The 21,376-nt window shown below is 36.6% G+C and carries 18 protein-coding genes; 8 read left to right on the top strand and 10 right to left on the bottom strand.

Annotated elements, in window-relative coordinates; genetic code table 11:
* Positions 1–11: 11 nt before the first annotated feature.
* A complete protein-coding gene (locus tag BUB87_RS03345) occupies positions 12–1,763 on the top strand; it encodes a glycoside hydrolase family 3 protein (RefSeq protein ID WP_073341766.1) in 1,752 nt (583 codons plus the stop codon).
* A gap of 22 nt (positions 1,764–1,785) precedes the next feature.
* On the opposite strand, the gene BUB87_RS03340 is transcribed toward BUB87_RS03345, so the two are convergent.
* The 8 genes from BUB87_RS03340 to BUB87_RS03305 form a co-directional block, all read right to left on the bottom strand.
* The gene (locus tag BUB87_RS03340; RefSeq protein WP_073341764.1) at positions 1,786–2,355 is read right to left on the bottom strand and encodes an ANTAR domain-containing response regulator; all 570 of its coding nucleotides are present in this window, start codon (positions 2,353–2,355) and stop codon (positions 1,786–1,788) included.
* A gap of 22 nt (positions 2,356–2,377) precedes the next feature.
* Positions 2,378–3,709, bottom strand: a complete 1,332-nt coding sequence (gene glnA, locus BUB87_RS03335; RefSeq protein WP_073341763.1) for a type I glutamate--ammonia ligase — start codon at positions 3,707–3,709, stop codon at positions 2,378–2,380.
* A 161-nt stretch (positions 3,710–3,870) separates the two neighbouring features.
* Positions 3,871–4,602 (bottom strand): GltB/FmdC/FwdC-like GXGXG domain-containing protein, encoded by a 732-nt coding sequence (locus BUB87_RS03330; protein WP_073341761.1) that lies wholly within the window; start codon positions 4,600–4,602, stop codon positions 3,871–3,873.
* On the bottom strand, positions 4,599–5,867 hold the full coding sequence (locus BUB87_RS03325) for an NAD(P)/FAD-dependent oxidoreductase (RefSeq protein WP_073341760.1): 1,269 nt from the start codon (positions 5,865–5,867) through the stop codon (positions 4,599–4,601). The genes BUB87_RS03330 and BUB87_RS03325 overlap by 4 nt, the downstream gene beginning before the upstream one ends.
* 1 nt (position 5,868) lies before the next feature.
* On the bottom strand, positions 5,869–6,312 hold the full coding sequence (locus BUB87_RS03320; protein ID WP_073341758.1) for a 4Fe-4S dicluster domain-containing protein: 444 nt from the start codon (positions 6,310–6,312) through the stop codon (positions 5,869–5,871).
* 13 nt (positions 6,313–6,325) lie between these two features.
* Positions 6,326–7,831 (bottom strand): glutamate synthase-related protein, encoded by a 1,506-nt coding sequence (locus BUB87_RS03315; protein WP_073341757.1) that lies wholly within the window; start codon positions 7,829–7,831, stop codon positions 6,326–6,328.
* Complete coding sequence (locus tag BUB87_RS03310) at positions 7,828–8,949, bottom strand: class II glutamine amidotransferase (protein ID WP_073341755.1); 1,122 nt, start codon at positions 8,947–8,949, stop codon at positions 7,828–7,830. Before BUB87_RS03310 ends, BUB87_RS03315 begins: the two co-directional genes overlap by 4 nt.
* Before the next feature lie 198 nt (positions 8,950–9,147).
* A complete protein-coding gene (locus tag BUB87_RS03305) occupies positions 9,148–10,500 on the bottom strand; it encodes a citrate/2-methylcitrate synthase (RefSeq protein ID WP_073341754.1) in 1,353 nt (450 codons plus the stop codon).
* 225 nt (positions 10,501–10,725) lie between these two features.
* Here BUB87_RS03305 and BUB87_RS03300 point away from each other — a divergent pair, with 225 nt between their 5' ends.
* The 7 genes from BUB87_RS03300 to BUB87_RS03270 all read left to right on the top strand — a co-directional run bounded on the left by BUB87_RS03300 (position 10,726) and on the right by BUB87_RS03270 (position 19,495).
* Positions 10,726–12,477 (top strand): ABC transporter ATP-binding protein, encoded by a 1,752-nt coding sequence (locus tag BUB87_RS03300; protein WP_073341752.1) that lies wholly within the window; start codon positions 10,726–10,728, stop codon positions 12,475–12,477.
* A gap of 10 nt (positions 12,478–12,487) precedes the next feature.
* Positions 12,488–14,281, top strand: coding sequence for an ABC transporter ATP-binding protein (locus tag BUB87_RS03295; RefSeq protein ID WP_073341806.1), 1,794 nt, complete (start codon positions 12,488–12,490; stop codon positions 14,279–14,281).
* Between the two features lie 65 nt (positions 14,282–14,346).
* The gene (spoVB, locus tag BUB87_RS03290; RefSeq protein WP_073341750.1) at positions 14,347–15,885 is read left to right on the top strand and encodes a stage V sporulation protein B; all 1,539 of its coding nucleotides are present in this window, start codon (positions 14,347–14,349) and stop codon (positions 15,883–15,885) included.
* Between the two features lie 65 nt (positions 15,886–15,950).
* Positions 15,951–16,826 carry a hypothetical protein gene (locus BUB87_RS03285; protein WP_073341749.1) on the top strand — a complete coding sequence of 292 codons (876 nt, stop codon included), beginning with the start codon at positions 15,951–15,953 and terminating at the stop codon, positions 16,824–16,826.
* 102 nt (positions 16,827–16,928) lie between these two features.
* Entirely contained in the window at positions 16,929–17,405 is a 477-nt protein-coding gene (locus BUB87_RS03280) for an ECF transporter S component (protein WP_073341747.1), read from the top strand.
* Positions 17,406–17,410: 5 nt separating this feature from the next.
* Entirely contained in the window at positions 17,411–18,406 is a 996-nt protein-coding gene (locus BUB87_RS03275; protein WP_073341745.1) for an AIR synthase family protein, read from the top strand.
* A gap of 63 nt (positions 18,407–18,469) precedes the next feature.
* On the top strand, positions 18,470–19,495 hold the full coding sequence (locus tag BUB87_RS03270) for a Gfo/Idh/MocA family protein (protein ID WP_073341744.1): 1,026 nt from the start codon (positions 18,470–18,472) through the stop codon (positions 19,493–19,495).
* A gap of 159 nt (positions 19,496–19,654) precedes the next feature.
* Here BUB87_RS03270 and kdpDN read toward each other — a convergent pair whose 3' ends face one another.
* Positions 19,655–20,782: a KdpD-like non-kinase potassium sensor gene (gene kdpDN / locus BUB87_RS03265; RefSeq protein ID WP_143156603.1), complete on the bottom strand. Its 1,128-nt coding sequence runs from the start codon at positions 20,780–20,782 to the stop codon at positions 19,655–19,657.
* Between the two features lie 12 nt (positions 20,783–20,794).
* Positions 20,795–21,367 (bottom strand): potassium-transporting ATPase subunit KdpC, encoded by a 573-nt coding sequence (kdpC, locus tag BUB87_RS03260; protein ID WP_073341740.1) that lies wholly within the window; start codon positions 21,365–21,367, stop codon positions 20,795–20,797.
* Positions 21,368–21,376 lie beyond the last annotated feature (9 nt).

The following is a 21,376-nucleotide window of genomic DNA, read 5'->3' as shown; positions in this document are numbered from 1 at the left end:
GTGGTGATTATATGAAAAATTTTAAAATATTTGCTTTGTTGATTATATCTCTCTCTATTATCCTAAATTGCTGCACTGTTAAAAGCAAGTATCCCATAAATAAAAAAGAAACAAAAAAACCTAACAGATATGATTTTATAGATAATTATATTAAAAATATGACATTAGAAGAAAAAATAGGCCAGATGTTTATGCCTGCAGTCTACTATGATGGCGATAAAACTCAATTGGAAAAATACATAAAAATGATAAAAGATTATAAACTAGGGGGAGTCATCCTATTTCCTGAAAGCCTCGATACTGCTCAACTGGTAAATCTTACCTATACCATACAAAATGCATCTAAGATACCACTTTTCATAAGTACAGATCAAGAAGGTGGACTTGTTTACAGGCTGAAAGATGGTACCAAGCTCCCAGGAAATATGGCCATTGGAGCCACAAGGTCTACAGACCTTGCCTATAAAAACGGACAGGTAGTTGGTTCTGAACTAAAAGCTGTTGGTATAAACTGGAATTTAGCCCCTGTGGCAGATGTTAATTCAAATCCCGCTAATCCTATCATAGGGATTAGGTCTTTTGGGGGTTTTCCAGACCTTGTATCGCGTATGACCGTAGCCTATATGAAAGGCGAGCAAAGCCAGAATATAGCTACATGCTTGAAGCACTTTCCAGGTCACGGAGATGTAAACATCGACTCCCACCTTGGGCTTGGTATTGTGAACAAAAGTATAGATCAACTGGAAAAAAACGAATTAAAGCCATTCAGCGATGCCATAAAAGCAGGAGCAGATGCCGTAATGTCTGCACACCTTTCTTTTCCTGCCCTTGACGATACAAAGATAGAAGTAAAGACTTCTGATGGCACCATAAAAAAAATTACAATACCCGCGACCTTATCCCAGAAAATCCTCACGGGCGTCTTGAGGGAAAAACTGGGATTCAAAGGTGTTATTATTACTGACGCTATGAACATGAGAGCTATATCTGATAATTTTAATCCCATTGATGCAACCATCAGGGCAATAAAAGCGGGCGCTGATATAGTATTGATGCCTGTTGATTTGCAGGGGTCTTATGATGAATTACTAAAACAGGTGAAAAACGGAAGTATATCGGAATATAGAATAGATCAATCGGTAAAAAGAATCCTTTCATTAAAAAATAAAATAGGTATACTAAATCGACCTACAATTAATTTAGAAAAAGCAATTGACATGGCTACAAAAATTTTAAGTTCTAACACAAACAAAGCCATTGAAAGAGAAACCGCTCAAAAAGCCATAACCCTTGTGCGGGACAACAAGCACATAATACCGCTAAAAAACATATCTCCCCCAAAAAAAATTCTTGTTGTCGCGGGTAATAAGGTTAGAATAGATCAATACATAGCCCAAATTCGTAAATACTATCCGTACCATATAGATACCCTGGTAGTTGACGATGCTGTCTTAAACAGCAATAAAGAGCTCAGCAATACCACAAAAGCCGCGATCAACGGAGCTGATATAATCATAATAGGTACCGTAGATATAACAGAGAAGGACAACCAAATTGTAAAGATACTCAATAATTATGGCAGAGAAAAAATCATCATATTAATTGCTATTAAAAATCCTTATGACATTATGTATTATCCCAACGCTGAAACCTATCTTGTTCAATATGGGTGGAATAGGGCTAATTATGAAGCCGTTGTTGATGTTATTTTTGGAGGCATAAAACCAACCGGGAGATTACCCGTAAATATTCCCGGTTGCTAAATTATCTTTTGTGAAAGCACAACTATGAGTACATAATTATTATAGCATCGGCAATTTGCTCCATAGGTATGCCCTTGTCCATACTCCTTTTTCTCATGTATTTGTATGCATCATCTTCAGACATGCCTTTTACTTTCATCAGTAAACCCTTAGCTTTTTCAATTTTTTTACGAGATTCTATAGTACGTTTTAACTGATCAATTTCGTCTAACATTTTTGCTATTTTTTTTGAATTATATATGATATAATCGATAATCTGCACAAGACTATTTCTATCTAAACTTCTAGTTACATAGGTAAAATTACATTTTTCTCTAAGCTCTTCCATAAATTCTTTCCCTATGGTGTTGGATATGAATAAAATTGGAGAAATCCTTCCTTCTTCAAAAATTTTGATTATCTCAAATCCGCTTATACCGATAATATTATTGTCAAGTATTACTAAATCGGGCTTTAAACTTCTGGCAAGTCGAACGGTAGAAGACCCATCCTGTGTTTCATAAACAAAATAGCCATTTTGTATTAATATGGACTTAAGGGTCGTGCGTGTAACGTCATTGCTGTCAGCGACTATTATTTTATATTGTGCCACCGCCCATCACCCCTATTGTCCATTAAAACTTCTCAAGATATCTATCCAATTCCCACTGGCTGACATAAACTCTAAAATCATTCCACTCTATTCTTTTTGCCTCAATATATCTTTTTGAAATATGAGGACCTAAAGCTGACATGATTAATGAATCCTGCTCAAGGCAATTTAAAGCTTCATCTAATGTGCCTGGAAGGCTATCTATTTCCAATTCTTTTAACTCTTCATCTGTTAAATCAAAAATATTTCTATTAACAGGAGCTGGTGGTTTTATATTGTTCTTTATACCGTCAAGACCTGCTTTTAACATAACCGCAATAGCTAAATACGGATTTGCAGTGGGATCTGGACTTCTCAATTCAATTCTCGTGGCCATACCCCTTTTGGCGGGAACTCTTATCAAAGGGCTTCTATTTCTAGCTGACCATGCTATATACACGGGGGCTTCATAACCTGAAACAAGTCTTTTATATGAATTGACAGTAGGATTTGTTATAGCCGTAATAGCTTTGGCATGTTTCATGATACCGCCAATATAATTATATGCGATATCGCTCAGTTCTAATTTTCCATTAGGATCATAAAAAGCATTTTTTCCATCTTTCATCAGCGATTGATTCATATGCATCCCAGAACCGGCTATACCAAATACAGGTTTTGGCATAAATGTAGCATGCAATCCATGTTTCTGAGCTATAATTCTTACAACCATCTTAAACGTAAGTATTTTATCAGCAGTAGATAGAGCATCGTCATACTTAAAATCAATTTCGTGTTGTCCTGGTCCTACCTCATGGTGAGATGCCTCAACCTCAAACCCCATCTCTTTAAGAGTTCTCACCATATCTCTTCTGGCGTTTTCACCCAAGTCAATAGGAGCCATATCAAAATATCCCGCTTCATCATGTGTAATTGTTGTCGCATTACCTCTTTCATCGGTGAGAAAAAGATAAAATTCACACTCAGGACCTACATTCATTTGGAATCCCATGTCGCTAGCTTCTTTTATAACCTTTTTTAATGTATTTCTGGGACATCCTTCAAATGGTGTTCCATCAGGGTTGTATATATCGCATATCAGTCTTGCTTCAACGCCATCGTATTTCCACGGAAAAATCACAAATGTAGAAGGATCAGGCCTTAAATACATATCAGACTCTTCTATCCTGACAAAACCATCTATTGAAGAACCATCGAACATCAATTCGTCATTCAACGCCCTCTCCAATTCTTCTATAGGTATTGTTACGTTTTTCATTATCCCAAATATGTCGGTAAATTGTAAATGTATCAATTCGACTCCTCTCTCCCGGGCAATACGCAAAACATCTTCTTTAGATAAATTATTTGCCATTTTACAACCTCCTTAAAAGCCATATATCATAAAAAGGCGCACTCAAAAAGGATATATACAAATCCCTGAGAACGCCTTTGTTCTTTTCAACTCTTATTATATTTTACTATTTATAGTATACCAGAATTAATTATTTTTTGCAACCACAATATTTCGAATCTTCAGTGTGTATACAATCTACCATATGGCCTCTTGTTATACGGGTACAATTTAATAAAATCTTCTTTCATAATCTCATAAAAATCTACATTGAATAGTTTGGCATATTCTTCTACATATTTTGATATTATGATCATATCCTTATCGTCCAGAGGCATCTTTTTTACCTCCTTGCCCAGCTTATAGTCCTCTACATCTCCCCTAATATACATTACTCCGCCGTGCATACCCGTACCGCAAAAATCTCCAACGATGTCCCTATCCGTGTTAAGACCTAAAAGTATAAGAATACCACCTGCCATATACTCCCCAAAGAAGTCTCCAGCACTACCCCCTACCACAATTACAGGTACTTTATCCATATACTCTTTCATGTGAATACCTACTCTATATCCAACACTATCTCTTATATATATAGTACCTCCTCTCATGGCATAGCCGATGACATCACCGGCATGCCCATGAACTATGACCTTACCATCATTCATGGTATTACCTATTGCATCCTGACCATTGCCCTTTACCTCAATTGTAAGTCCATCCATAAATGCAGCCATATCATTGCCGGGAGTTCCTTCTATTATAATCTTGGCATTTGCACTTATTCCATCACCGATATATCTCTGGCCATTTACATTTTTAAGGTATATCTCCTTTTCCCCTTTTTTTATTTCCTCTTTTATCATTTCGTTTAAATCTTTATAATATATTCCTGATGCATCAATGATTTTCATGCAGACACCACCTCTCCCAGCATTTTTGCCTTTCTATATTGTTTAGGAAGATAAACATAACCGAAATCATCTTCCAACAGCTTATCTTTAAAGGGCGAAACATCCACTTTTTCTTTCATAAGATTTGTATAAATACCTGCTCTATCAACTTCACCTATTTTAATAAATCCTACTATTCGGTTATCTTTTAATACCAACTTCTTATAAACCGTCTTATCCTCATCCTTTTTAACAAGTACTTCAAACTCATCTGATGGCGGATTAATAATACCGGCTGTTATCATATGCACATCCTCAAAACCTATAGAGTTCATTGCAAAGCTGCCGTCATACACCATCTCATTACCTGTCATATTGGCGCCAGCAACTTCTCCCTGCATATATGCATTAGGCCATATAGGTATAACCCTGTTTTGCTCATACAACATATCATAAGCCTCAGCTACGTCACCTGCAGCATAAATTCCTTCTACATTAGTCATCATATGTCTATCAACCACTATACCCCTATTTACAGTAATTTCGCTCTCTTTAACCACATCTGTATTTGGCACAACGCCAATAGCTATAATAAGGTTATCGCATTCTAATTTTGTGCCATCTTTTAGGACAACACCGCTTACATATTCATCTCCAAGAATTTCTTCAACGGTATTCTGAGTTATTATCTTTATACCGAAATGCTCAAGCCTCTTCTGGACCATCATACCGCCCTGAGTATCCAATATGGCGCTGAGTACCCTATCGGCCAGCTCTACTACAGTTACATTGATACCAAGATCTCTTAATCCTTCTGCAGCCTTAAACCCTATCAGTCCACCGCCAACCACTACAACGTTTGAACCTGGCTTTACTGAATTTTTTAATTTCTTGGCGTCATCCATTTTTATAAAAGTGTGTATATTTTTCTTCTCAAGACCTTTCATAGGCGGCACAAAAGGCTTTCCACCTGTAGCTATCAACAATTTACTGAACTCTATTTCCCGTCCGTCTTCTAACAACACCGTTTTATATTGAGTATTTATTTTTACCGCCTTGCGCCCAAGGATCGGGGTGACATTATTTTTTTGATAAAAATCTCTTTCTCTATAAGCCATCCTATCTTCATCTACTTTATTTCCAAGATAATATGAGATCAATGGCCTTGAATAAACATGGTATGGTTCATCGGATATTATTACAATTTCATTATCCTTATCGTATTTCCTAATCGACTCCACAGCACCGACAGCTGCTGCTGAATTGCCTATTATGACGTACCTCATATTATACCCCCCTATCCTCGTATATCAGTGCTTCATTAGGACAATTGGCTACACAAGCAGGCATACCAACTTCTGCACATAAATCACACTTAGATACTACTTTATTTTCTACATCTCTGTTAATAGCACCAAATGGACATATCATTATACAGGACCAGCAGCCAACACATTTGCTTGTATCACAAGTCACCACACCTGATACAGGATCTTTTCTCATAGCACCCGTAATACAAGCTTTGGTACAAGGCGCTTTTTCACAGTGTCTGCACTGAAGCGAAAAAGAAAGCGGTATGTTTTCTTCCACAATCAATCTTGCAACAGGCCTGGGATTCTCCATTTTAAATGCTTTAATCACATTCTTAGATTTTGAATGGGATGTAATACAGTATACTTCACATAGCCTACAACCAATACAAACCTCTTCCTTTGCGTATACCTTTTTCACGCTCCTACCCCCCTCACTCTCCAGCAGCTTTAATTCCTAGAATCTCAAGTTCTTTTTCAGTCATACCTACACCTCTAAGCATAAGCCTATTACCTTTAAGACTTTCAATATCATTTATCCCCATTCCACCGAGAATTTCTTTTATCTCGTGACTCCACGCGTTTATAAGATTTACCAGTCGCCTCGCTCCTATATCTGGATTCAATCTCTTTACAAGATTAGGATCCTGAGTAGCAATTCCCCAGTTGCATTTACCTGTATGGCACTGTTGACACATATGACACCCCAATGCGATAAGAGCAGCCGATCCAATATACACCGCATCTGCACCCAGCGCTATCGCTTTTATAACATCAGTGCTATTTCTAATGCTTCCTGCTGCCACAATAGATACTTGATGCCTTATGCCTTCTGACCTAAGCCGTGCGTCAACAGCAGCTATTGCAAATTCTATAGGAATTCCCACACTATCCCTTATCCTCTTCGGAGCAGCACCTGTACCACCCCTAAATCCGTCTATAGCAATATAATCTGCACCTGCTCTTGCTATTCCCGACGCTATTGCAGCAACGTTGTTAACTGCAGCAATCTTTACACCAACAGGCTTTGTATAGTTGGTAGCTTCTTTAAGCGAATAAATAAGCTGCGCCAGATCCTCTATAGAATATATGTCGTGATGTGGTGCAGGAGAAATAGCATCACTGCCTATCGGAATCATTCTAGTCTGTGAAACATCTTCACTGACCTTCTCACCAGGCAAATGTCCTCCAATTCCAGGCTTTGCTCCCTGACCTATTTTTATTTCAACAGCCGCGCCCGCGTTTAAATAATCCTTATTTACACCAAAACGGCCTGATGCCACCTGCACAATAGTATTGGGACCGTATTCGTAAAAATCTTTATGAAGCCCACCTTCGCCAGTATTGTAACATATACCCAATTCTCTAGCAGCCCTTGCCAGTGACGCATGGGCATTATAGCTAATCGATCCATACGACATAGCTGAAAACATGATCGGCGTATTAAGCTCAATCTGTGGAGGCATTTTAGTTTTCAATTCTCCGTTTTCATCTACTTCTATTCTATCAGGTTTTCTTCCAATAAAAGTCTTTAATTCCATTGGTTCTCTTAATGGGTCAATTGAAGGATTGGTAACCTGGCTGGCATTTATAACCATTTTGTCCCAATATATAGGGTACGGCTTGGGATTGCCCATAGCTGCCAGCAACACACCGCCAGTTTCCGCTTGCTTATAGATATCTCTGATGGCTTCAGGTACCCAGTTGGCATTATCTCTATAGACCTGTGGGTGTTTTATTATAGTCAATGCCTGTGTAGGACATAATGTCACACATCTGAGACAATCTACGCATTTCATATCATCAGCCATCATTTTATCAGTTTCTTCATCGTAATAATGTACCTCAAAAGCACATTGCCTCATGCACACCTTACAATTAATGCATCTATCGTAATCCCGTATAACTTTAAATTCGGGCGTCAAAAGGCTCAGACTCATGCGGATACCTCCTTCGTCGATTTTTCCTGGGCTTGTTCATATTCTACATAACCTATAACCGGTTCACCACCTCTGGGTATCCAGATTTTATCCGGTTGTTTAATTACTTCTCTTATTGCAGATTCTTCGCTGGCAACCATCATAAAGTCACCTTTTGATGCAGCTGTTAGAGGCCTTAACTTTAACCTATCGTTAATAGCTACAAATCCATCAGTATGAGATAAAATAATAGAAAAAGGACCATTCAAAAGTGCTCTTCCATATACTATTTTAAGGTTTTTATATAATACTTTTTCCCTCTCACCCATCCTATCTACGGTACGCCATAAGGGAGATGCCACTACTTTACATGCCAGCTCAAAAGACAGCTTGTGCTTTCTTACGAGAAGGTCAAATATATACGCAGCTACCTCTGTATCTGTCTGAAGTGTACATTTATAACCGAATTGCTCTAAAAATTCGCGGTTTGCTTCATATGAAGACAATTCACCGTTGTGAACCACAGCAAAATTTAAGATACTAAAAGGATGGGCTCCGCCCCACCAACCAGGAGTATTAGTAGGAAACCTTCCGTGGGATGTCCATAAATATCCACGATAATTTTCAAGCTTATAAAAATTAGAAACATCCTCTGGATATCCTACCGCCTTAAAAACGCCCATATTCCTGCCACTAGAAAACACATAGGCACCGTTTATGTTGCTATTTACATAAAACACAAATCTCGAGGTAAATTCATCTTCATCCAATTCTAAAGCGTTTAAGTGTTCTAATTTTGGTTTTGCAAAATACCTATATATAAGGGGAACATTTTCAATTCCCTTAGTTTTCCTAGTGGGAATTCTTTCCTCATAAGCTACATTATACTGTGTCTTTAAATACCTTTCTGTGTCTTCCTTTGCCACGATATCATCGTAAAACATATGAAAAGCATAGTAATCCTCATACTCCGGATAAATGCCGTACGCCGCAAATCCTCCACCAAGACCATTGGACCTATCATGCATCGTTGCAATAGAGTCGGTAATCATTTGACCTGAAAACCTGTTACCTTTCCTATTTAAAATGCCACTTATTGCACACCCTGATGGAATTCTAATATTTCCTTCCCTTAACATTTTTTTCCCCCTTGCCATTATAGAGTAACTGCAAAATTATTTTCGAAGTCTTGCAAAATACGTTTAAGTCAAAAAGGAATATCTTGTAATAAAATCTCGATATTCCTTTATCAAAAAATATAAAGCAGTACAATAGTATTTATTATTATAAATGTTTTTTGTTTTTTTTGCAATATTATTTTTTATAAATTTCAAATTTCATATTCTTTGTTCTAATGGTATATAAGGCTTATGGCCAGATACACTTTTATATGCCGGACGTATAATTCTCTGTCCACTGACCAATTCCTCTATTCTGTGGGCACACCAGCCAGCAATTCTGGCTATAGCAAAAATAGGCGTGTAAAGTGGTTCCGGCAAATTCAGCATTTTATACACGAAACCCGAATAAAAATCCACGTTGGCCGAAATGTCTTTACTAGATTGTTTCATCTCAGCAAAAACTTTTGGCGCCAGTTCTTCAACCTTAAAATACAAGTTAAGTTCGTCCTCCATATTTTTCACTGCTGCAAGTTCAGCCGCTTTTTTCTTCAAAAGCACTGCTCTAGGATCTGATAGTGTATATACCGCATGACCCATTCCATATATTAGCCCGGATCTATCATATGCCTCTTTCTTGATTATCTTTTTTAAGTACTCCTTGATCTCTTCGTCATCATTCCAGTCATGCACGTGCTTTTTAATATCTTCCATCATACCCATAACCCTCAAATTAGCTCCACCATGCTTGGGTCCTTTTAGTGAACCTATGGCAGCAGCGATAGCAGAATAGGTATCTGTACCAGTCGATGTCACTACGTGAACCGCAAATGTGGAATTATTACCGCCCCCATGCTCAGCATGTAATATCAGTGACAGATCTAACAATTCCGCTTCCAACCTTGTGTACTTATTATCAGGTCTTATCATATATAAAAAGTTCTCAGCAGTATAAAGGTCCGCTCTTGGTGGATGGATGTATAAGCTATTATGGTCGTGATAATGAGATTTTGCTTGATAACCATATGCTACCATGGTAGGAAACCTTGCAATCAATTCAATACTTTGCCTCAAAACATTCTTTATACTGATATCATCTGGATTGTCGTCATAAGAATAGGAAGCTAACACACTTCTTGCCAGCTTATTCATTATATCAGGACTGGGCGCCTTTAAAATCATATCTTCTGTAAAACCATCAGGTAGACTCCTTAAATTTCCTAAAAGTTCCACAAAATCTTGCAGCTCAGTTTTATTAGGCAACCGCCCGAATAATAGTAAATAGCAGACTTCCTCAAAGCCATACCTTCCATCTTTCTGAAGTCCCTCAACTATTTGGCTGACATCAATTCCCCTATAATAAAGCTTACCTTCTACGGGTACCTTTTCATTTTCATCAATAGTGTATCCGTGCACTTCACCAATCTCAGTCAACCCTACCAAAACACCAGAACCATTGCTATTTCTAAGCCCTCTCTTTACTTCATATTTTGTATAGTACTCAGGATCAATTCTGTTGTTATCTTCAGCAACAACAGACATTTTGTCTAAAAACTCATTAAAATTTACCATATTGTTATCCCTCCTAAAATCGAACTAAATGGGCGCAATTAATAAATATCGTTATCTTTACAAAATGTTTGTAAATTGAGTACATGTGTTTATAAGAAGAGTATATTTTCTTAATTATATAATTAAAATAGTAAAAATTCAATAAGCGATTATAAATTAGTTTTATTATATAAATATTTGTGATATAATAAATTTAAAATACATCAAGGGAAGGGGAGAACATCGTTGAGAGAATACCTCGTGCTAAAAAATTTCTTTATAAGGCACAAATGGCCTTATATCATAGGAGCCATATCTCTAATAATGCTAGATTTTGTTCAAGCATACATACCTAGACTAATGGGTAACATAACTGATGGCCTAAAAAACAGAACTATGCCTTATGATCAACTAATAAAATATGTGTTTACTGTACTAGCCATGGCAATAATCATTTTCGTCTTGAGGTATTTCTGGAGAATGGGTTTTATGGGTACCGCCAGATGGCTAGAATACGAGATGAGAAGAGATCTTTTTTCACATCTCCTCATACTTTCACCAGATTACTACAATCACCATAAAACAGGAGACCTTATGGCCCATGCGACAAACGATATCCAGGCAGTAAGAATGTCAATTGCAAGAGGTATGACAAATTTAATGGATACGATTGTCTTATTTACCACAAGCCTCATTATTGTAGTCAAGACTATAAACCTAAAGTTAGCATTAGTTGGATTAATACCAGGTCCTTTTATGTTCATAATAGTAGTTATCTTCGGCCGAAAAATAAGAGAAAGATTTAGAAGGGTGCAAGAAGCTTTTGCAAACATGACAGATAAGGCAGAAGAAAACATAATGGGAATACGAGTTGTAAAGTCCTATGTACAGGAAAAAGGAGAAATTAAAAAATTTGATAAAGCCAATATGCAAAACTTTGAAGCTAATATGGCAATGGTGAGATTATCATCAATTTTCGGTTCTTCCATGCAAATTTTATCCGCCATAAGCACCGTTATTGTAATCATATATGGTGGTACTCTAGTAATAAACAAAACTATCACACTTGGCGATTTCGTAGCTTTTAACTCATACATAGGTATGCTTTTAGGTCCCTTGACATCGCTTGGTTGGGTTGTAAATATATTTCAAAGAGGAAGCGCTTCCATGAAGAGAATAAATACTATAATGAGGACAAAGCCAGAAATTGTCGACAGTCCCGACGTTGTCGATGTTAAAGAATTAAAGGGAGATATTAAGATACAAAACTTAACATTCAAATACGCAGAAGATTTAGAACCTGCTTTAAAAGATATAAATATCGAAATAAAGATGGGAAAAACGTTAGCCGTTGTAGGACGTACAGGATGTGGAAAAAGTACCCTTGCAAATTTACTGCTACACTTATATAAAGTACCTGAAGGTACAATCTTTATTGATGGAATTGACATAAATAAAATTCCATTGAAAACACTAAGAGAAAACATAGGATATGTTCCGCAGGATACATTTTTGTTTTCATCTACTATAAAGGAAAATATCGCTTTTTCTCCCGACGATATACCACTAGAAAAAATACAATATGCTGCTAAGTTGGCAGGCATTCATGACGAGATAATGGGCTTTAAAGATGGATATGATACAGTGCTAGGTGAACGAGGTGTTACATTGTCAGGTGGACAAAAACAAAGAACTGCTATCGCCAGAGCTGTCCTTAAGAATCCAAATATATTGATTTTGGACGATTGTCTCTCCGCCGTAGATGCTCAAACTGAGGAACAGATTCTCAGAAATTTGAAAGAATTTATGAAAAATAGGACCAGTATAATAATATCTCATAGAATATCCGCAGTAAAAGATGCTGATGAAATAATAGTCCTGGATGAAGGTAAAATAGTTCAACGGGGAACCCATGAAGAATTATTGGCAACAGAAGGTTTTTACAAAGAGTTATATAAAATGCAACAACTAGAAGAAAATATCAATACAGAGGAATGAGGTGAGGACATTGCCTAAGGAATATATTGATGAAGAAAATCCACAGGTAAAGTTATATGATAGAAATGTTTTAAATTACATGAAAAAGTACGCACAGCCTTATATAAAGCATTTTATCATCGTTTTTCTATTACTCCTGATAATCACAGGCACAAATCTAACAGGGCCCTACATATTTAAAATGGTCATTGATAATTATCTAAACGCCAAAAATATTAGCCCTATTGTAAAATACAGGGGCGTTGTTCTGCTAGGTTTTCTGTACTTTGGCATTGCCCTAGCCGGAGGAATATTTAATTTTCTCCAATCCGTCATGCTTCAATATATCGGTCAGAAAATACTATACAACATCAGGACTGATATATTCGTGCATTTGCAGCAAATGTCTCTCTCATTTTTTGACAAAAATCCCGTAGGCAGATTAGTTACCAGGATAACCAGTGATACAGATGCCATAAACGACATGTTCACAAACGTATTGGTATTTCTGGTCCAGGATATGCTTTTGATAACGGGTACTATAATTGTAATGATTAAACTCGATTATAGATTAGCACTTTTGTCCTTAGTTGTAGTACCGCTTGTCGCTATATCTACGATAATATTCAGAAGATACGACAGAAAAGCATACAGGATGATAAGGACAAGAATAGCAAGAATATATGCCTCACTCTCAGAATATATTTCAGGAATGAGGATTATACAAATTTTTAATCGTGAAAAAATGATATATGATAAATTTGACAATATAAACAAAGATTATATGAATGTGAGCTTTTACCAATTGAAAATTTTCTCAATTTTCCGGCCTCTGAACGAATTTTATAGATTTTTAGCCCTAACAATACTTATATGGATAGGCGGCGGTCAGGTGCTGAGAGGTTATATAACATTTGGAGTTTTGTTCGCTTTTTTCAATTATATCAATCAGTTATTCCAGCCTATAATCGATCTCTCTGAAAAATATGACATGATACAATCCTCAATGGCAGCGGCTGAAAAAATATACACACTTTTAACCACTCCACCGGACATAAAAGACCCTGAAAACCCAATTATACCAGAAACTATAAAAGGTCGAATTGAATTTAAAAATGTATGGTTTGCTTATAATGGAGAAGACTGGGTATTAAAAGACGTAAGTTTTACTATAGAGCCAGGACAAACAGTGGCATTCGTAGGCGCTACAGGAGCTGGAAAATCCTCCATCATAAGTCTTATTAGCAGGCTGTATGATATACAAAAAGGAGAAATTCTTATTGATGGCATAAATATAAAAAACATACCCCAATCTGTACTCAGACGTCATATTGCCGTAGTGCTTCAAGATGTATTTTTGTTCACAGGAGATATCAAGTCAAACATAAGATTAAATAACGAAGAGATAAGCGACGAAAAGCTCAAAGAAGTAGCCACATATGTAAATGCAGATAAGTTTATACAAAAATTACCAAAAAAATACGATGAACCGGTCACTGAAAGAGGTTCTACCCTTTCACAAGGGCAAAGGCAACTTATCGCTTTTGCCAGGGCTTTAGCTTTCGATCCGACTATATTAGTCCTTGATGAAGCAACCGCCAACATCGACACAGAAACCGAACAATTAATTCAAGATTCACTGATGAAAATATCTAAAAACCGTACTACTATAATCGTTGCTCATCGCTTATCAACCATACAGCATGCCGATAACATCATAGTCATACACAAAGGGCGCATAAGAGAAATGGGCAAGCATCAAGAGCTTCTAGCGAAACAGGGCATTTATTACAAATTGTATCAATTGCAAAATGCTAAAATATAATATTGCATAAATTAACCCCCCCCTGAATATAAATTAATAAGATTATATACTGGAGGAATCCCACGTTGGTCAAGAAAAAGACGTTTATTCAGGGGGCTTTTATTTTAACAATTGCCAATCTCATCACAAGGGTAATAGGTTTTGTATATAGAATAATATTATCAAATTTAATAGGCGCAGAAGGAATGGGTATTTATCAGTTGACGTTTCCTATATACATTCTTTCACTTTCTTTAGTCACAGGAGGATTTTCTGTGGCAGTGTCCTCTCTGGTTTCAAGAGAATCCACACACAACAATAATGAATGTTCGTTTAAAATAGTAAACACCGCTCTTAAGATCACAATTTCTTTGAGTATTGCTATTTCGATATTTTTACTATTAAGTGCTAAATGGTTTTCGCTTTATATACTTAAAGATAGCAGAACTTTTGCAAGTTTGCTTATCTTTGCACCAGCGATTTTTATCATCGCAACGTCTTCAATAATTAGAGGCTTTTTTGAAGGCATGCAGGATGTTACACCTAATGCCATTGCAAACATTCTTGAACAATTATCCAGAGTTATAATTGTCCTGGGATTATTATATTTTTTAAATGGTATAGACATATCTTATTCTGCATCATCAGCTATAGCTATGTTTGGTAACATAATTGGAGAAATATCTGGTTTTTTTTACCTTTCTTATGCTTTTCATAGAGAAAAGAAAATATATTCAAATACCAATTTAAAGACAACAAGTTATTTTGGCGACATAATAGCAATCTCGATACCTCTTACTGTAAATAGAGTTATTATCAATGCACTATCTGCCGTAGACAATATACTTATACCTCAGAGGCTTTCAGTAGCCGGTCTAAATAGCTCACAAGCCATCAGTATATACGGAGAACTAACGGGAATGGCTATGCCGCTTATTTTTTTTCCCTCAATAATAACCAATTCTCTTGCAGTAACATTAATACCAGCTGTTTCCGAAGCTCATTCCAACAAAAACTACAATTTAATCGAGCGCAGGGTAAGAGAAGCTATAGACGTATCACTGATAATAGGTTTTCTAACGATGACAATATTCCTGGCATTACCTGAACCTATAGCTCGCATGCTTTACCCCGCTGGCCACGTAGGCCAGATGCTATTCTGGCTTTCATTTACTATTGTACCTATTTTTCTAAATCAGGTATTTGCCAGCATATTAAATGGTTTAAACTTACAGGTTATTACCTTTAGAAACTCGTTTATCGCATCGTGTATGAGGTTATATTTCACGTACATACTTGTGGCTATGCCGTATTTAAAAATCAATGGATATATAATAGGGATAATAATAAGTTATACTATACTAAACATACTGGACTATACATCGCTTAAAAAACACACAAACATATCTATAGGTTGCAATAGTTTTATATATCCATGTATAGCTGCATTTTTTACATATTTTGCATTTAAATATTCTTTCGTATATTTCTTCCTGGCAGGAATAAATAAAGTAACGGGCTTGTTAATATCACTTGCTTTTGGCTGTTCACTATATATTCTAATCCTTATGTACTTTAGAGTCATAACCATTAACGCCATAAAAAAAATGTTTAGAATAAAATGATAATAAAATATGCAAGATAATAAAACTTATTCAAAGGTAGAATAATACATATGAGGTGATAACTTATGAATAATAAAATACTTAAGGTAAGCTTAACATTGTTTTTAATAACCATGCTTATATTAAACTTAAACGGCTGTAAACCGAAAAAGAAACCTAACATACCTAAAAACCTCAAAAAAACCAGCGCCGAATTACCTAAACCCTTAACCTCTCTCAAAGAGGATTTAGACAAACTTTATAAATCACTGGAAAAAGTTATCAACGAAAAGATAATGCCAAAGCCATCAACGTCAGAAAGCCGTGGAGGACAACAAGGTGGTCAAAGTAAACAACAGGGAAAAACTCAAAGCAGCCAAAAGAGCAGCAAAGCTAGCGAAAAAGGTAAAGCTGGTGAAAAACCTGCACCATCACCCGAACAAAAAGTCCTTTCAGATGCTACTAAAATCGTAGATAAAATACACAAGGATTGGAACGACTTACAGCCAGAACTGACAAAAAACGGCGCCAGCAGTCAAATGATAGAACAGTTCTCTAACAATTTAAATGCTTTGACAAGCAGCTTAAAAACCAACAACCCTGCAACAATAGCAGTAGCCACCAACGAAACATATAAGTTTATACCTGATTTTATGGCGCTATTTAAAGCAAAAAACATACCTGGAATATATAGAGTTATATACCAGATACGCAATATCTTTCTAAAAGCATATCATGACAATTGGTCAGGAGCAAAATCTGACATTGCGTCGCTCAACAGAGAATGGGCCACTCTGCGGGCATCAATAGAACAAAAGCAGGTATCAATAGCAAATAAAATCGATTATTCTATAAAAGAGCTAGAAAAAGCTATTGATAATAAAGACAAATCCTTAATAAAAATAGAAAGCGAGATATTAAATTCCAATATTAATTCACTGGAAAAGGCTATAAAGAAATAAATCCGGTTGCAGCCGGATTTATTTCTTTATCTTTTAGCCAACTCCAATATATGATAGAATATATTAATAAGACAAAAACCGACGAAGAAAGGGTGTGCTGTATTGAACAAAAAAACGAAACATATAGCTGTTTTAGGCCTTCTTATGGCCGTGCTGATAGTAGCAACTGCCGTCACTAAATTTGCGATTCCCAAACCTAGCATTTATTTCAACCTCGGCGAAGCAGTAATATATCTTGTGGCGCTATTATATGGCGGCAAGACCGGTGGTATACTAGGTGGAGTGGGTTCTGCATTGGCAGACCTTCTAGGTGGATACCCTATATGGGCACCATTTACTTTTGTTATAAAGGGGTTGGAAGGATACATAGTGGGCACTGTAAACAACAATAAAAATGCCCTTTTAGCCATAATTTCTGGTGCCCCTGTTATGCTTATTGGATATGCTATTTCTGCTGGATTGATATACGGCATCGGCGCTATACCCCTAGAATTTGCCGGAGACTTAATACAAGTTACATTAGGAGCGATTATAGCTCTTACGATATACAAAAGATTGAAAAACACGATCAGGAGATGATTTTATTGAAAACAGGAAAAGTTCTACCGGAATTACTTAAAAAATATGCCTATAACAATATAGGATTGAAAAGAAACGAAGTCATTGCACATGCCGGGGTTGGTATGGATTGTAGTATCATCGATTTTGGAGAAAATGTGGCCGTTTTATCTACAGATCCTATTACAGCAGCAGAAAAAAACAGCGGTTATTTATCTGTCATCATATCTTGTAACGATATAGCTGCATGTGGAGCTAAACCTTTAGGTATTCTTGTCACAATTTTATTGCCTGAAAATGCATCTGAATCTATTTTTAAAGACATGATGGAATCTATAGATAAAGCAGCTAAAGAACTTGGCATAGAAGTACTTGGCGGTCACAGCGAGGTCACTCCATCTGTTACAAAACCTGTGATATGTACAACAGCACTGGGAATAGCAAAAAAGAATTCTTTTGTCACAGCATCCAATGCTAAAGTTGGTGATGATATCATTGTGACAAAATCAATAGGACTTGAAGGAACAGCAATAATTGCATACGATTACGAATATATATTGACCAAAAACTTTAGTCATGAAATGGTGGAAAGAGCAAAAAATTTCTTAAAGGAGATCTGCGTAATTAAAGATGGCCTTATAGCATCAAGTACAGGTGTCAATGCCATGCACGACATCACAGAAGGAGGGCTTTTAGGAGCAGCTTATGAAGTTGCCGAGGCTTCAGGAGTCGGAATAGAAATATATTTAGATAATGTACCTATAAGACCCGAAACTAAATATATATGTAACTTTTTTAATATTAACCCATTAGGACTTATATCCAGCGGTTCTTTGCTGATATCTTCTAAAAACGGGAAAAATGTTGTAAGTAAACTCAAGGAATCCGGAATTGACGCTACAATAATAGGAAAAGTAATACCAGAAGGTCTTTATATCATCTCATCAAATGGCGAAAAGAATCCATTGATACCTCCAGAAAGAGATGAATTATTTAAAATTAAAGAAAATTTCCCGTGTTGACAGATGTTTTATATATGGTAGAATAATAATTGGTTCGTACAAATTATCCAGGGGGTGAGTCTTATGTTAAAAGTAGGTCTGATTGGCATCGGATTTATGGGGAGAGGCCATTTAGATAACTACATACGGTTAGAACAGGAAGGTTTTCCTGTCAAACTTACTGCAATTTGCGACATAGATGAAGAAAAATTCAAAGGTAAATTTGTGGAAGGTAACATTGACGTAGGTAAAGGCAAATACGACTTTAGCAAATATAACCTCTACACTGATATTGATGAAATGTTAGAAAAAGAACAGTTAGACTATGTTGATATAGCCCTGCCTACATATCTTCACGCAGAAGCCAGCATAAAAGCGCTTAACAAAGGAATGCATGTATTATGCGAAAAACCTATGGCACTAACCTCTGATCAATGCAGACAGATGATAGATGCCGCAAAGAAAAACAACAAAAAGCTCATGATAGCCCAATGTTTGCGCTTCTGGCCTGAATACGAAGTTTTAAAAGAGTATGTAGAAAGTGGCAAATTTGGTAAGGTGCTCAGCGGATACTTCTATAGAGGTGGCGGCACACCTAAGTGGTCCTATCAAAACTGGCTTTTACAAAAAGATAAAAGCGGAGGTTGCCTTTTAGATCAGCATATTCACGACGTAGATATGATCAACTGGCTCTTCGGCAAACCAGATAGCGTATCTACGATAGCAAGAAATGTAATTCCAGGAAGTGGTTATGATATTGTTTCTACAAATTATTATTACGCTGATGGCAAGGTCATAAACGCCCAGGATGATTGGACTTTAGGTGGAGACTATGGCTTTGAAATGCTATTCAGAGTGAACTTTGAAGGAGGCAATCTCATATATCAAGGTGGTACATTAAAGATAAACCCCAATGATGGAAAAGGATATATACCTGAACTGCCAAAAGATAATGGATATTACCGCGAAATAAAGTACTTTGTAAATTCTATTATAAACGATACGCCAATCACTGTAGCTACACCAGAAAGCACTATGGCAACCATTGAAATTGCTGAAAAAGAAGTAGAATCCGCAGACAATAATGGAAAACCGATTCCTGTGAAGTGAACGATGTTAGATGTTTCAATGAAATGATCGAATTGAGACAGCCTGGCAACAACTTGGCCAGGCTGTCTTTAGCAGTTTTCCTTCATTTTAGCAACTTTCCTTCATCGTGCTTTTTATCCCACAAGCTTAAAAGATCATAACAAGGCTAAATTTATACGCTCACCAGAAATACGGGTCAGCTACTATAAGGATATCTATAAACCTGGTTTTTTGCATGATCCGCCGCACAATGGAACCTTTTATAATTTCATCAATTCTCCTTCTCGCTGACTGACCCAATACGATCTGAGTTATTGCCTGTTCTTTAGCATAATCTATAATGGCTTGTACGGGATCCGACGAGATAATCATTTTAAATTCTGCATCCAGCTCATCACAAAGTTGTTTTATTGCATCCAATTTTTTTAGCTTTTCCGAATCCCTCAGCTCTATTTCTCTGGATACATGCAGTACATAGAGCTTGGCTTTTAGCATTTTAGCTACTCTCCAACTTCTTCTTATCAAATATTCAGAGTTATATCTCAAATTTATACAAACTAGAATTCTCTCCTGCGCCCCCATCAATCCTTCGACTTTTTTCATATTTCTGTATTCCAGTAGGCGCTCATCTACTTCATTGGCAACTTCTCTAAGAGCCAGTTCCCTTAACGCCGTCAAATTACCTTCTCTGAAAAAATTATTCAATGCCATTTCTATCTTATCGCTGCTATACACCTTACCCTGTCTTATCCTCTCCCTCAGCGCCTCTGGAGAAATGTCCACAACTTCAATTTCATCTGCGTATTCAAGTATATAATCTGGAACCGTCTGTCCAACCTTTATACCTGTCATCCTGTTTATGTAATCATTAAGGCTTTCCAGATGCTGAATGTTAACAGCGGTCATGACGCTTATCCCATTTTCAATCAAATCCAGTACATCCTTATACCTTTTCTTGTTTTTGGAACCGGGAGCGTTCCTGTGGGCCAGTTCATCCACTACAACCAATTGAGGCTTTCTTGCAATTATACCTTCAAGATCCATTTCTTCGAGTTCCATCCCATTATAGTATATTTTTTTTAATGGCAGTATCTCAAGTTCACCTATCTGTTCCTCTGTTTCTTTCCTACCGTAGGTCTCAACAAAACCTATGACCACATCTATACCCTGTCTTTTTAACTCATTAGCATCTCTTAGCATTTTGTATGTTTTGCCGACGCCAGGAGCAGCTCCGATGTAAATCTTCAATCTGCCTTTATTCGCTCTCTGTAATTCCCTTAAAAAATAATCCGAATTCTTGTTTTCCAAGTTCATTTCACCTCAACGATGTACTAAATCGTACAAAGCCAAATTCAATTTTAATACATTAACCCTCGGTTGTCCAAAAAGACCTAATGCACTTTTCTCAATATTTCTATCAATTAAATCTTTCACCTCCTGGTACTTAAGTCCATTTGCCTGTGCTATTCTTTTTGCTTGAAGATAAGCTGCATCAACTGATATATCAGGATCAAGGCCTGACGCTGATGCTGTAACCAACTCCACTGGTATATCTTTTTTTCTTATCCCCGGATTTTCTTTTAGCACTCTTTCTATATCTTTTTCCACTTTAGCCTTAAAAATCAGATTGCTTAACGCTAAATTACTACCTCCTGATTTTAACGGGTTATAATCAACAGCAGAAGGCCTCCCATGAAACCATCGATTACCTGTAAATTTTTGACCAATAAGCTCCGAACCAACAGGTACACCGTTTATATATATTATACTTCCATTAGCTTGATATGGGAAAATACTTCTGGCTACCAGTGCCATAAGCACCGGATAAATAATCCCTAATATACACATAAAGATAAGAGTCAATTTCAATGACTTCCATATATTATTTGCCATTTTACAACC

This window comes from Caldanaerobius fijiensis DSM 17918 (assembly GCF_900129075.1).
Classification (GTDB): domain Bacteria; phylum Bacillota; class Thermoanaerobacteria; order Thermoanaerobacterales; family Caldanaerobiaceae; genus Caldanaerobius; species Caldanaerobius fijiensis.
This window is presented reverse-complemented; position numbering and strand designations above follow the sequence as displayed.